The organism is Buchnera aphidicola (Chaetosiphella stipae setosa) (assembly GCF_964059095.1).
Lineage (GTDB): Bacteria > Pseudomonadota > Gammaproteobacteria > Enterobacterales > Enterobacteriaceae > Buchnera_J > Buchnera_J aphidicola_BP.
Map to the genome: position 1 here is coordinate 297269 of NZ_OZ060394.1, position 14605 is coordinate 311873.

Genomic DNA, 14605 nt, shown 5'->3' on the forward strand with positions numbered 1-14605 from the left:
TTAATGAAAAATATAAAAAATTTTTTAAAATTATTATTTATAACATTTTTCTATAAAAAATTTTATTTTTTAATATTAGCTGTTGATTTTACAAAATATGTTTTTTTTCCAGAAAGATTTTTTATCGTATTTCTACGTCGAATTCTTTTTTTTAAAATATCATTTTTCAAAAAAATACGTTTTTTATTTTTAGAATATGGATGCAATCTATTAAATGATTTAAATGATCGAAATAATTTTAAATTAATAAATTTATTAAAAATTTTAGTTTTACTTAATTTTTCTAAAATATTTTTTTGAGATAAATATTTTGGTAATTCTATTGTAGAATAAGAAGGAAATATATGAACATTCCCAATTTCTTTATTATTTAAATTACCTTCATTAGCAATAGCTCCTACAATATGTCGAACTTCAATTTTATCATTTCTTCCTAAATCTAATTTATAAATATTCATATTATTTTTTTGATAAAAATTTTTAATAATTTTATTATTTCTATTAAAATTATTTTTTTTATCATAATTAATCCAATGATTTTTAATATTAGGAATATGAGAATCTTTTTCAACTAATAAAACACGTTCTCCTTGCGCTATTTTTAATAAAGCAGCAGCTAAACTTTCAAGACTAACAGGATTTTTTTTATTAATTTTTTTTAATAATAATTCGTAATCTTTTAAATCTGAACTTTTTAATTCTTTTTCTATTTTTTTTGAGAAATTATTTAAACGAAATTTACTTAATACTTCGACATTAGGTAAAAATACTTCTTTTATTGATTGACGTATTGTCTTTTCAATATTTCTAAGCAATCTTATTTCTCTATATTCAACAAACATTAAAGCTTTTCCTTTTCTCCCAGCCCGTCCTGTACGTCCAATTCTATGAACATAAGATTCAGAATCCATTGGAATATCATAATTAATTACAAAACTAATACGATCAACATCTAAACCTCGTGCAGCTACATCTGTTGCAATCAATATATCTAAAGTTCCATTTTTTAATCTGTCTAAAGTTTTTTCACGTAATGATTGATTCATATCTCCATTTAATGCAGCACTATTATATCCATTTTTTTCTAAAACTTCCGAAACTTCAACAGTTGCATTTTTAGTACGTACAAAAATAATTGCTGCTGAAAAATTTTCAGTTTCTAAAAATCTAATTAAACCATCTGTTTTTTTTCCATACACAATCCAATAATTCTGATTAATATCAGGTTTATTTAAAATATTCAACTTTATCTTTACTTCTTTAGGATTCTTCATAAATCTTCGAGAAATTTTTTTAATAGCAGTCGGCATAGTAGCAGAAAATAAAGCAGTTTGACGAGATTTAGGAATACTTAAAAGAATATTTTCAACATCTTCAATAAAACCCATTCTTAACATTTCATCTGCTTCATCTAATACTAAATAATTTAAACGAGATAAATTTAATGTTTTCCTTTTTAGATGATCTAAAAGTCTACCTGGAGTACCTACAACTATTTGAATTCCTTGTCTTAAAGCCCTTAATTGTAAATCATATCTTTGACCACCATATAAAGGTAATACTCGAATTTTCGGAATATATTTTGAAAATAAAGAAAAAGACTCAGAAACTTGAATAGCTAATTCGCGTGTAGGAGTTAAAACTAAAATTTGAGGAAATTTTGAAAATATATTTAATTTATTTAATAAAGGTAAAGCAAAAGCAGCAGTTTTTCCACTTCCTGTTTGCGCAGTTCCTAAAACATCATATCCTTTTGTTAAATATGGAATACATTTTTTTTGAATCGGTGAAGGTTCTTTATATCCTATTTCTGTTAAAACTTTTAAAATTAAATCGTTTAATCCAAAATCTGAAAATTTATTTTTATTACAAATCATGTAAAACATGCACCTCATTTCATTAATAGATAAGTCCAGTTTACATAATTCATAGATAAATATTTATTATCATTTTCCTAAAAAGTGTGAACTGGATTAAATATTTTTTAAATTAGTTAAATAAAATTATTATTTAAATTTTACCAATTATTTATTAAAAAATATTTACTTTAAATAATTTATAAAACTTTAAAAAAATACGATTTCTTTTTAAATTCTATTTATCTAAACAATTTATAATACCTTAAATTTAACATAAATTTTCAAAAATAGAAAATTTTAAGAAATTATAAAAAATAGAATTTAAAAAGTATATTTTTTAACAATTTTTTTAATATTTTATTAAATATCTTTCATAGTTAATCTTAATCTTCTCTGTCTATCTATATCTAAAACTTTCACTTGAACAACTTGATCTAATTTTATATAATCAGTTACTTTTTCTATATGGTTTTTTGAAATTTGAGAAATATGAACTAAACCTTCTTTCCCAATTCCTATAGAAACAAAAATACCAAAATCAACTATTCTCGTCACCTTACCGGTATATATCTTTCCTATTTCTATTTCAGAAGTAATTTCTTGAATTCTTTCAATCGCATTTTTTGCTTTTTCCTTTATAATAGAAGAAATTTTAACGATTCCGTTATCTTCTATTTCAATGTTCGTACCAGTTTCTTCTGTTAACATACGAATAGTAGAACCACCTTTTCCAATAACATCTTTTATTTTTTCTGGATTAATCCTAATAACATGTACACGAGGAGCAAATTTAGAAATTTTTTTATTAGGAATATTAATTATTTCTGACATTTTTTTTAAAATATACAAAATAGCAATATGAGCTTTTTTTAAAGATTTTTTAATAATTTTATGTGATACTCCTTCAATTTTTATATCCATTTGAAGCGCAGTAATCCCTATCTTACTTCCAGCAATTTTAAAATCCATATCTCCAAAATGATCTTCGTCTCCTAAAATATCTGTTAAAATAATATAATCATTATTTTTTTTAACTAATCCCATAGCAATTCCAGCAACCGGTTCCTTTATAGGAACACCAGCATCCATCAAAGCTAAAGACGCACCACATACTGAAGCCATTGATGAAGAACCATTTGACTCTGTAATTTCAGAAACAATACGTATTGTATAAGGGAAAGTATCTACAGAAGGCATGACAGCTAATATACTTTTTTTTGCTAATTTTCCATGACCTACTTCTCTTCTTTTAGGAGAATTCATTATTCCTATTTCACCAACAGAATATGGTGGAAAATTATAATGAAATAAAAAATTATCAGTTTTATCACCTAATAGTTCATCTAAATTTTGTGCATCTCTAGATGTTCCAAGAGTAACAGATACTAAAGATTGTGTTTCTCCACGCGTAAACAAAGCAGATCCATGTGTTCTTTGTAAAACATTTGTTTTCATATCTAACTTTCTTATCATATCTTTATTACGTGCGTCAATTCTTACACCATATCTTAAAATATTTTTTCGAACAAAAGTTTTTTCAATATCTAAAAAAATTCGATGAGCTTCAGAAATATCAAGATTTATATTTTCGGATAACAAATGATTAATCACAGATTCTTTATAATTTTTTAACTTATGAAGTCTTTTTTTTTTACTTGAAATAAAATACAATTCTTTAATTTTTTTTTTAGAAATATCAAAAATTTTTTTATAGAGAAAATTATCTAAAGAAAATTCTTTATATTTCCATTTTTTTTTTTTAATAGGTAATAATAAATTTTTTATATTTTTAATTAGTGTTTTTTGCTTTTTAAAACCATATAAAATTGCATTAAAAATTACTTCTTTACATAATTGTTGTGATTCACCTTCAAGCATTAAAATATTATCTCTCGTTCCAGAAATTATTAAATCTAATTCGCTGAATTTCATTTCCTCTGTTGTAGGATTTAAAATATATTTACTTTGAATATATCCTATTCTTGCTGCTCCAAGAACATTTTTAATAGGTATTCCAGAAATATATAAAGCTGCAGACACTCCAATCATAGAAACTATATCTGGATTTATCTTCGGATTTAATGACACCACAGTTGCAATTATTTGAACTTCATGATTAAAATTTTGAGGAAAAATAGCACGAACAGGTCTATCTATCAATCGACCTATTAATATTTCATTTTCGCTAGGACGACCTTCTCTTCTAAAAAATCCACCAGGAATTCTGCCTGCAGCATATGTTCTTTCCTGATAATTTACAGTAAGAGGTAAAAAATCCTTTTTTTCTTGAAGATCTTTTTGTCCTACTATAGTAACTAAAACTGAAGTATCATCAATGCTTGCCATCACAGAAGCAGTTGCTTGTCGTGCAATCAAACCAGTTTCTAAAATAACTGTGTGATTACCATATTTAAATTTAAAAATCAAAGGATTAAGCAAAATAAATTTCCTTAAGATAAATATTTAAAATATTTATATAAAAATTTTTTGATCTCATTTTAATTAATTATTATCAATGTTTATACATAAAAAAAATAAACATATTTTATTTTATAATTTTATCTTTCAAATTTTCAAAATATAAAAAAAATAAAAAATACAAGAAAATTATTTTTATAAATTTATCGACGAATATTTAAATTTTGAATAATAAAATTATATTTTTTAACAGATTTTTTTTTTAAAAAATCTAATAACTTTCTACGTTTTGAAACCATCTTTAATAAACCTCTTCGACTCGAATAATCTTTTTTATGATCTACAAAATGATTCTGCAAATAATTTATTTTATTTGTTAAAATAGCTATTTGCACCATAGAATTTCCACTATCAAGATTATTTTTTCCATAATTAGAAATAATTTCTTGAATATTAAAATTTAATTCTTTCATTTAATTTCCTATTCTTATAAAACAAATTATATTAATAATTAAAAAACCAATGTAAAAATAATTAACTTTATTTAAAAAAAATTAATTAATCGATGAGGAAATAAATATCTATTCTCATTGATTTTCCCTAAACCAAAAAATTTTCCACTTTTACTCATAATCCGTACTAAACCAGATTGAAAATTTTTTAATAATTTAATTGATTTTCCATTTTTTATATATGAATGTTCTTTTTGTGATATAAAAACTTTTGGAAAACTAGATAACATAGAGTGAACAGGAATAATAAAATTTTTTAATTTATTTAAAAAAAAAAGAAAATTTTTATTATATTTTTTTTTAAAAAAAAATAATTGATCAAAATTTACAGATTGATTAATTGAATAAGAAAAAACCTTTAATCGTCTTAAAAAAATTACATGTGCTCCACATCTTAATAATTTTCCTAAATCATGTATTATAGAACGAATATATGTTCCAGAAGAACAAAAAATCTCTAACTCAATAATTTCATTTTTTCTATATAAATTTTCTAATTTATAAACTTTAATTATTCTTTTTTTAATAGGAACAGATATCCCTTTCCTAGCATATTGATATAAAGGTTTGCCTTTATATTTTATAGCCGAATAAATTGGAGGAACCTGAACGATTTTCCCTCTAAATTTATCTAATGCAGATTCATATAAAGAAGAGTTTATCTTCACTTTAAAAACATTTTCTATTCGTCCAAAAGAATCTGCAGTAGAAGTTTGTTCGCCTAATTTCGCAATTACTCGATATTTTTTACTAGATTTTAACAAATACTTTGAAAATTTTGTTGCTTCTCCAAGAAAAATTGGAAGAAGACCAGTAGCTAAAGGATCTAAAGACCCACCATGACCTGCTTTTTTTATAGAAAATATCTTTTTCACTAGTTGTAAAGCTTGATTTGAAGAAATTCCAATAGGTTTATCTAATAAAAAAATCCCATGAACATTTCTTGTTTGATTAAAAAACATCCATAAACCTTATTTCTATATTAATAATATTTTATTTTTTTAACATTCTTAATAAATTAGAAATTTTTTTACCATTGATAAAAGAAAAATCATAAAAAAATTTTATTTTTGGAATAATTCTTAAATTTAATTTTTTACTTAATAAAAATCGTATATATCCAGAAGCATTATTTAAAAATCTTAAAGAAAAAATTTTTATAAATTTTTTTTTTTCAGGATATGAAATAAAAACTTTTGCATATGAATAATCTTTAGAAAGAATTACATCAGAAATAGTGGAAAAACGATTTATACGAGGATCATCAATAAATTTTTGAATAATCAATGAAATCTCTTTCTTAATTTCTTCAGAAATTCTATTTGATCTATGAAAATTTTTATACACTTTTTTCATCCAAAATTAATATATTTTAAAAATTTTAATTTCTTTTTATTTTTTTTACTTTATAAACCTCTATTATATCATTAACACGAACATCATTATAGTTCTTTATCCCAATTCCACATTCAGTACCACGACGTACTTTTTTTACATCTTCTTTAAAACGTCTAATCGATTCTAATTCACCTTCATATATAACAATATTATTTCTTAAAATCCTAATTGGATCGTTTCTTTCAATAACACCTTCAATAACCATACATCCAGCAATTAATCCAAATTTAGGAGATTTAAAAACACTTCTAACTTCCGCTAAACCCATAACTGTATTTTTATATTTTGGAGATAACATTCCATAAATTGATGACTTTATTTCATCCACTAAATTATATATTACAGAATAATATCTCAAATCTATATTTTCTTTTTTTATTATTTGTTTTGCTTGAAAATCAGCTCTTACATTAAAACCAATAAGAATCGCATTTGATGAATTTGCTAGAGAAGCATCTGTTTCATTAATTCCTCCAACATAAGCATGAATTAAATTCACTTTCACTTCGTCGTGTGATATTTTTCTAAGAGCTGAAGAAATTGCTTCTAACGAACCTTGAGAATTTGTCTTTAAAATAATATTTAATTTATTAAAGTTATTTTTATTTATATTTTCAAATAAATTTTCAAGATTAACTTTTTTTTGTTTTGAAAATTTTTTTAACTTGTCTTTTTCTTTTCTATATAAAGCGACTTCTTTAGCTTTTTTTTCATCATCGACAACTTTTAAAATTTCTCCGGAAAGAGGTAAACCAGATAAACCTAATATTTCAACGGGAATAGACGGTCCAACATGTAATAAAATCTTTTGATTTTCATTTCTAATAGATTTTATTTTTCCATATTCTGAACCACATAAAACAACATCACCTTGTTTTAATTCTCCTTCTTTAAGGATAACATTAGACACAGGTCCTTTACCCTTATCCAAATAAGATTCTATAACAATGCCTGTTGCTAAACCTTTTGATAACACAGATAACTCTAATACTTCAGACTGGAGTAATATATTTTTTAATAAATCATTAATTCCTTGATTTAGTTTAACAGAAATATTAACAAAAATATTTTCACCACCTAATTCTTCAGAAAGAATATTATATTTCATTAATTCATTTTTTATTTTATCTATATTAATATTATTTTTATCAATTTTATTTATTGCAATTATAATTGGTACTTGAGCTAATTGTGCATGTTTGATAGCTTCTATTGTTTGCGGCATAACACCATCGTCAGCTGCTATTATTAATATAATAATATCTGTTATTTGTGCTCCTCTAGCTCTCATAGAAGTAAAAGCTGCATGTCCTGGAGTATCTAAAAAAGTAATTTTTTTCCCATTGATTGAAACATGATATGCTCCAATACTTTGAGTAATTCCTCCTGCTTCTGAAAATGCTACAGAAGTTTTTCTAATACAATCTAAAAGAGATGTTTTTCCATGATCCACATGACCCATAATAGTAACTATTGGTGGTCTTAAAATTTTTTTTTGAGATTTAACATCTTTTTTTCTCATAATTGATCGTTCTAATGCATTCACATGAATTATTTTTACTAAAAACCCCATTTCTTCAGTAATTAATTGAGCTAAATCTAAACCTAATAATTGATTTTCTTTTAGAGATATTCCAGCATTAAACATCTTTTGTATTAAAAAATTACTTTTTAAACCCATCCTATTAGATAACTCAAAGACTGTAATTTTATCAAAAATAGTAATTAATTTTTGACTAACTTTTTTTGGTTTAATAAACTTTTGTTTTAAAAATTGTGTTTTAATTTTTTTATTAAAAAGAGGATTATTTTTTTTTAAACGTATATTATTTTTTTTTCTATTTTTTGTTTGAAAAAATGAAAAATTTTTACCTTTATTTTTTTTAGATAAAGATCGATTATTTTTTTTATTTAATAAATGAGAATTAATATTTTTTTTATTCTGTGAAAAATTATTTTTTTTTTCAAGAATGGTTTTAAAAGAACTACTTTCTAAATTATCTTTTTTGTTAAAAAAATTGTTTTTTTTTAAAATTTTTCCTGACAATGACTTCTTTAAAATTGAACCATTATTAATATTTTTATTTTTTTTATTTAAATTTTTATTTATTTTTTTGTTCTTTTTTACATGAACATTATTTTTTTTTTGCAAATCATTTTTTCTCATTTGTTCTCTTTATTATTTTTTATTATATATTTATATTAGTAAAATTTTTAAAAAATATATTTTTTTTATAAAATTATAAATATATAAAACCTATTTTTATTAGAAAATAAAATATTTTTAAAAAAAATTTATTAAAATATTTATTTTATATAATTTTAAAATTTAAAAAAAACACAAGAAAAAAATTAATAAAAAATCAATTATATTAATTTTTTTATTAAATTTCTTTCTCAAAAAAATAAAAATTCTATAAAAAATTAATTTTTAATTATTCTATATTTATTAAATAAATTTATTAAAATATTAATATTTAAATACATTTTTTCTTAAAAACGAAAAAATTTTCAAATATTTTATAAAAAACAAATATTTTTTCCTGGAAATATTATTTTTCATTTCTAAAAAAAACTATTTTTTAAAAAATTTTAACAAAAATATACTTTTAATTTTCTCAAATTAATTTAAATAAATCTTTAAAAATAATTAAAAAATTTTTAAAAATCTCTTATATAGAATAAATTATTCTCACAATATAAAAAATATTTTTAAAAAATTTCAATAAATTCTTTATATAAAATCCAAAATATTTTGGAAAAATTTTATATTTTTTTTTGCTTTTTTTTTATTCTTTTTTTTAATTTTTCATTAGTCATAACATTTAACTCCCATTTACTCAAAATAGATGCTAATCTTACATTTTGACCATTTCTTCCAATCGCTTGAGCTAAATTATTTAAATCTACTGCAATATCAATAAATTTATTATTTTTATTAATAACAATATTTAAAACTTCTGCAGGAGCCATAGAATTAATCACAAATTTAGAAAGATCTTTTTCCCATAAAACAATATCTACTCTTTCTCCAAAAAGCTCATTCGATACTGCTTGTACTCGCGCTCCTCTCATTCCTACACATGCTCCTACTGGATCAATTCTTTTATCATTTGTTTTAACTGCAATTTTTGCTCTTGAACCAGGATCTCTTGCAATTCTTTTAATTTCAATTATTCCTTCTCCAATTTCAGGTACTTCAATTTTTAATAATTCTATTAACATTTCTGGTCTAGATCGACTTAAAAATAATTGAGAGCCTTTTTTTTCAGAATTAATAGCGTATAATATACTTCGAACTCGATCGCCGATTCTAAAATTTTCTCGAGGAAGCATTTCTTCTTTTAACAAATATCCTTGAGCGTTATTTCCTAAATCTAAAATAATGAAATCTCTATTTATTTTCCGCACTATACCAGTAACAATTTCTCCTTTTTTTTTTTCAAATTTTTGAAAAATAATTTCTCTTTCAGCTTCTCGTACTTTTTGAAAAATTACTTGCTTCGCTGTTTGTGTAGTAATTCTATCAAATTTAATAGATTTGATCTTTTCTTCTATGTAATCATTTAATTTAAAATTTTTATTGTCATATTTAGCAGCATCTAAAGTAATTTCTTTAGTTGGTTTTAAAACATCTTTAACAATTAACCAACGGCGATATGTTTTAAAACTACCATTTTTTTTATTAATTAAAACTTTAATATTTATATCTTTTTTATATTTTTTCCTCGTTGCAGTAGATAAAGCTTTCTCTAAAGCTTGAAAAATAATATCTTTCGGAATAGATTTCTCATGAGAAACAGATTCTACTACTGATAAAATATCTTTTTTCATATTAAATATACCTTATATTCCCTTTAAATTTTAAATATAAATATCTCTTTTTTAAAAAAATAAATAGTATAACAAAAAAAATATTTTTAATAAAAATTTTTTTTTATAAAAATTAAACTTTAATAGAAGTTTTATTAAAAATATAAATACATGTTTATTTAAAATAAAAAACTTGTGTAGAATGTAACATTCTAAAAAATATTTATAAAATAAATACCGAGAACGGGACTCGAACCCGTACACCCTTTTGTTTCAGGTACTACCACCTCAAAGTAGCGTGTATACCATTTCACCATCTCGGTTTTAAAAATAATATTTCAAACTATAAAAAATTTTTTTCTAAAAAAAATTTTTTATTTAAAAAAAAAATGACTAATACTACATTGTATAACACTTAATACTAAAAAAATACCGGCACATATTATTGTCATACGATTTAAAAATTCACTTTTTGTCGACACATTAAATACATTTTTTTTCATACTATTCATGCTTACATCTGTCGAACCTTGATTTTTTTGTAATAAAATTAAAATTATTAACATAATTGAAAAAAACAAATGTATTGATACAAAAAAAACTCTCACCTAATTATCCCTCTTCACAAAAATACAAAAAACCTAATATATTTTTTTTCAAAAAAAAAGAAAAGAAATGAATTATATAACATTGAATAAAATATTATTTAATACAATAATAACTAAAATAAATAAATTTATTAAAAATAATATTCTAAATATTTTATTTAAAAAAAAAATAATTTAAAAAAATTTTAGAAAAAATTACTATAAAAAAAAATCTAAAAAATGTTTACTATAAAATAGATTTTCTATTCATTAAACAATTTATTTGAGTACAATTAATTGTTTCATATTTCATTAAAGCATCTTTCATAGCATGTAAAATATCTATATTTTCTTGTAAAATTTTTCTAGCTATTTTATAATTTATATCGATAATTAATTTAATTTCTTTATCAATCATTTCTTCCGTATTATTTGAAAAATTAGAAATTTTTGAAACTGATTTTCCTAAAAACAATTCTTCTTCTTCATTTTGATATAATAAAGGGCCTAATTTTTTTGAAAAACCCCATTTAGTAACCATATTTCGCGCTAAACATGTTGCTAATTTAATATCATTTGCAGCTCCTGTAGATACATGATCTTCACCATAAATAATTTCTTCAGCAATTCTTCCGCCATATAAAGTAGAAATTTTACTTTCCAATTTTTGTTTATCAATACTTAAATGATCCTTTTTAGGAAGAAAAAAAGTAACACCTAAAGCCTGACCTCGAGGAATAATAGTAGCTTTGTGTACGGGATCATGTTTAGGAACTAATCTTCCTACAATAACATGACCAGCTTCATGATAAGCTGTATATTCTTTTTCTTTTTCAGTCATAATCATTGATTTTCTTTCTACACCCATCATTATCTTATCTTTAGCTTTTTCAAAATCTTGCATAGAAACAGAAATACTATTATTACGAACAGCGAAAAGAGCTGCTTCATTTACTAAATTCGCTAAATCAGCTCCTGAAAATCCTGGTGTACCACGCGCGATAATACTAGGATTAAAATCCTTTCCTATTGAGATTTTTTTTATATGAACATTTAAAATTTGTTCTCTTCCTTTAATATCTGGTAACGGAACAAATACTTGACGGTCAAATCTTCCTGGACGTAAAAGCGCTGGATCTAAAACATCAGGACGATTAGTAGCTGCTATTAAAATAACTCCTTGATTTTCATCAAATCCATCCATTTCTACTAATATTTGATTTAAAGTTTGCTCTCTTTCATCATGCCCTCCACCTAAACCCGATCCTCTTTTTCTACCTACTGCATCGATTTCATCGATAAATATAATACATGGAGAAAATTTTCTAGAATTTTCAAAAAGATCTCTCACTCGAGAAGCTCCAACACCAACAAACATCTCAACAAAATCTGAACCTGAAATAATAAAAAACGGAACTTGCGCTTCTCCAGATATTGCTTTAGCTAATAACGTTTTTCCTGTTCCAGGAGGTCCTATCATTAATAATCCTTTAGGAATTTTCCCTCCTAATTTTTGAAATTTTTTAGGCTCTTTTAAATAATCTACTAACTCTTTTACTTCTTCTTTAGCTTCATCACAGCCAGCAACATCTGAAAAAGTTATTTTAATTTCATTTTTTTTAAACATCTTTGCTTTACTTTTTCCAAAAGACATAGCTCCTTTCCCTGCACCTAATTGTATTTGTCTTAAAAAAAACATCCACATGAAAGCTAACAATATCGTTGGAAACCATGAAATTAAAATAGAGAAAAACATATTGATTTCTTCAGGCCTTCTCCCGATTATTTTAACATGTTTTTTCATGAGATGATCTAACAATTTTGGATCATTAACTGGAATATACGTAGAATATTTATTGTTATTTTTTTCAATCGCATGAATTTCTCTTCCATCTACAATAACTTCTCGAATTTTATCTTTATTTACATCAGATAAAAAAGTAGAATAATTTACCATATAATTATTACTATAACGAAAATTTTGAAAAACAGACGTGAGGATTATTGTAATAACTAACCAAAAAATGATTTTTTTCACCGTTTTACTCAAAAGTATTATCCTTATTAAAATAATGAATATATTAAATTTTCATATTTTTGTATTATGTTGTATATTTTTTGCTATAAAGAAAATTTCACGAGATTGTGATCTAGAAGCAAGTGGTTTATAAATTTTTACTTGAAAAAAATTTCTTTTAATAAATTGAAAATATAAATCGCATTCGCGTCCTTGAAACACTTTTGTAATAAAAAATCCTTTTTTAGATAAAAAATTTTTAAATAAATTAAAGGTTAATTTACTTAAAAATATTGATTTATAAACATCAACAAAAACATGACCAGTAGTTTTAGGAGATAAATCAGACATTAATAAATCTATTTTACTATTATTTAAATTCTGTACAATTTTTGAATATGTTGTAGAATTTTTTATATCTCCTTGAATAAATTTTACTCCCGTAATAGGTTTCATAGTAGAAATATCACATCCAATAATATTCTTTTGACGACCTATTTTACTAATAGCGTATTCTGACCAACTTCCAGGAGAACACCCAATATCTAAAATAGTCTGACAACCTTTAAAAATATTAAATTTTTTATTAATTTGATCAATTTTAAACCAAGCTCTCGAACGAATATTTTTTATATGTGCTTTTCTCACATAAATATCTTTAAAATAATTTTTTAACCAAAATTTAGAACTAGAACGCTTTTTTTTAACCATAATTTTTTAAAAATTTCTATTAAATATTTTTTATACAAAAAATAATATAAATATTAAAAATAAAATTTTTTAATAAAATTAATTTAATATAGCTATATTAATGAAAATAATATAAATATAAAAAATATTAATTTTTTTAAAAAAATGACATAAAAATATTTTTCTTAAAAAATATCATTTTAATTAATTTATAAAATATAAAAAAATCATACTATATATATTTTATTTTAATCACTTGATATTTTACACAACCAGTAGGAGTTTGAACTTTTACTAAATGATTTTTTTTTTTTCCAATCAATGCCTGAGACATTGGAGAATTAACAGATATCATTTTTTTTTTAAAATTAGCTTCGTCATCTCCAACAATTTTATAAGTAAAAATTTCTTTAGATTTAATATTTAAGATAGTAACACTGGCTCCAAAAAAAATTTTTTTACGATTTACAATTTTTTTTATATCTACAACATGAGAATTTAATAATTTAAATGAAATCTCACGTATTCTACCTTCACAAAAACTTTGCTCTTCTCTCGCTGCATGATATTCTGCATTTTCCTTTAAATCTCCATAAGCACGTGCTTTTGCAATAGCAGATACAATTTTAGGTCGTTTAATAGATTTTAATTCATATAATTCTTTACGCAGTTTTTTTTCACCATCTACAGTCATAAAAATTTTTTTATTCATAAATTACTCCAATATTTTATAAAAAAATTTATTTGTATATTAAAAAAATTTTTATAAAAATTTATATTAAAAATTAATTACATATTTAAAACTTTTATTAAAAAAATTTCTAAATTTTTTTAAAAAAAAAATATTCCTAAATTTTTATTATAAAGGAAATTTACAAATAAAAATAATAAATTTCCTAAAATACATGATATATTAATTATAATTAATATTTTATAAAATTTATTAAAATACTTCTCATATTATAAAAATTTTTATAAAATCATAAAATATATCAAATCTATAATAATGAAAAAAAAAATTCTAAATATTTTAAAAAAAAAATTAAACTTGAAATATATTAATGTACAAAAAGAAAATGAATATTATAAAATAATAGCAGTCGGAGAAATTTTTTTAAATAAAAATGAAGTTCATAAACAAAAAATGATATATTCTCATTTACTAAAATATATTAAAAATAATAAAATACATGCTATTTCAATTAAAACTTATTCTACAAAAGAATGGAAGAAAATAAATAATAAAAAGCAATTATCTTAAAATATAAAAAATATTAATATATTCCACATAATTTTTTTTCAAAAAAAAAA

11 protein-coding genes, 1 tRNA gene and 1 pseudogene are annotated in these 14605 nt (G+C 22.3%); 1 reads left to right on the forward strand and 12 read right to left on the reverse strand.

Annotated features, from left to right (window positions below; translation table 11 throughout):
* Positions 1–62 precede the first annotated feature (62 nt).
* The 12 genes and pseudogenes from AB4W52_RS01305 to greA form a co-directional block, all read right to left on the reverse strand.
* Positions 63–1877: a DEAD/DEAH box helicase gene (locus AB4W52_RS01305; protein WP_367675160.1), complete on the reverse strand. Its 1815-nt coding sequence runs from the start codon at positions 1875–1877 to the stop codon at positions 63–65.
* A gap of 342 nt (positions 1878–2219) precedes the next feature.
* A complete protein-coding gene (pnp, locus tag AB4W52_RS01310; protein WP_367675161.1) occupies positions 2220–4298 on the reverse strand; it encodes a polyribonucleotide nucleotidyltransferase in 2079 nt (692 codons plus the stop codon).
* A 182-nt stretch (positions 4299–4480) separates the two neighbouring features.
* Positions 4481–4750, reverse strand: a complete 270-nt coding sequence (gene rpsO, locus AB4W52_RS01315; protein WP_367675162.1) for a 30S ribosomal protein S15 — start codon at positions 4748–4750, stop codon at positions 4481–4483.
* A gap of 71 nt (positions 4751–4821) precedes the next feature.
* On the reverse strand, positions 4822–5751 hold the full coding sequence (gene truB, locus AB4W52_RS01320) for a tRNA pseudouridine(55) synthase TruB (protein WP_367675163.1): 930 nt from the start codon (positions 5749–5751) through the stop codon (positions 4822–4824).
* A gap of 31 nt (positions 5752–5782) precedes the next feature.
* Positions 5783–6145, reverse strand: a complete 363-nt coding sequence (rbfA, locus tag AB4W52_RS01325; RefSeq protein ID WP_367675164.1) for a 30S ribosome-binding factor RbfA — start codon at positions 6143–6145, stop codon at positions 5783–5785.
* Between the two features lie 25 nt (positions 6146–6170).
* Entirely contained in the window at positions 6171–8354 is a 2184-nt protein-coding gene (gene infB, locus AB4W52_RS01330) for a translation initiation factor IF-2 (RefSeq protein WP_367675165.1), read from the reverse strand.
* Positions 8355–8968: 614 nt separating this feature from the next.
* Positions 8969–10021, reverse strand: a pseudogene (gene nusA, locus AB4W52_RS01335) (transcription termination factor NusA); the annotation flags it as partial.
* A gap of 214 nt (positions 10022–10235) precedes the next feature.
* Positions 10236–10323, reverse strand: a tRNA-Leu gene (locus AB4W52_RS01340).
* Between the two features lie 51 nt (positions 10324–10374).
* Positions 10375–10608 carry a preprotein translocase subunit SecG gene (gene secG / locus AB4W52_RS01345; protein ID WP_367675166.1) on the reverse strand — a complete coding sequence of 78 codons (234 nt, stop codon included), beginning with the start codon at positions 10606–10608 and terminating at the stop codon, positions 10375–10377.
* A 226-nt stretch (positions 10609–10834) separates the two neighbouring features.
* Positions 10835–12637, reverse strand: a complete 1803-nt coding sequence (gene ftsH / locus AB4W52_RS01350; RefSeq protein ID WP_367675167.1) for an ATP-dependent zinc metalloprotease FtsH — start codon at positions 12635–12637, stop codon at positions 10835–10837.
* A gap of 39 nt (positions 12638–12676) precedes the next feature.
* Positions 12677–13315: an RlmE family RNA methyltransferase gene (locus tag AB4W52_RS01355; RefSeq protein ID WP_367675168.1), complete on the reverse strand. Its 639-nt coding sequence runs from the start codon at positions 13313–13315 to the stop codon at positions 12677–12679.
* 211 nt (positions 13316–13526) lie between these two features.
* Entirely contained in the window at positions 13527–14006 is a 480-nt protein-coding gene (gene greA, locus AB4W52_RS01360; protein ID WP_367675169.1) for a transcription elongation factor GreA, read from the reverse strand.
* A gap of 336 nt (positions 14007–14342) precedes the next feature.
* Here greA and AB4W52_RS01365 point away from each other — a divergent pair, with 336 nt between their 5' ends.
* Positions 14343–14555, forward strand: coding sequence for a BolA/IbaG family iron-sulfur metabolism protein (locus tag AB4W52_RS01365; protein WP_367675170.1), 213 nt, complete (start codon positions 14343–14345; stop codon positions 14553–14555).
* The last annotated feature ends 50 nt before the right edge of the window (positions 14556–14605 follow it).

Bases quoted from the DNA above. Each gene is read 5' to 3' on its own strand.
- AB4W52_RS01305 (WP_367675160.1), bottom strand. From the start codon at position 1,877: ATGATTTGTAATAAAAATAAATTTTCAGATTTTGGATTAAACGATTTA.
- rpsO (WP_367675162.1), bottom strand. From the start codon at position 4,750: ATGAAAGAATTAAATTTTAATATTCAAGAAATTATTTCTAATTATGGA.
- truB (WP_367675163.1), bottom strand. From the start codon at position 5,751: ATGTTTTTTAATCAAACAAGAAATGTTCATGGGATTTTTTTATTAGAT.
- rbfA (WP_367675164.1), bottom strand. From the start codon at position 6,145: ATGAAAAAAGTGTATAAAAATTTTCATAGATCAAATAGAATTTCTGAA.
- infB (WP_367675165.1), bottom strand. From the start codon at position 8,354: ATGAGAAAAAATGATTTGCAAAAAAAAAATAATGTTCATGTAAAAAAG.
- AB4W52_RS01355 (WP_367675168.1), bottom strand. From the start codon at position 13,315: ATGGTTAAAAAAAAGCGTTCTAGTTCTAAATTTTGGTTAAAAAATTAT.
- greA (WP_367675169.1), bottom strand. From the start codon at position 14,006: ATGAATAAAAAAATTTTTATGACTGTAGATGGTGAAAAAAAACTGCGT.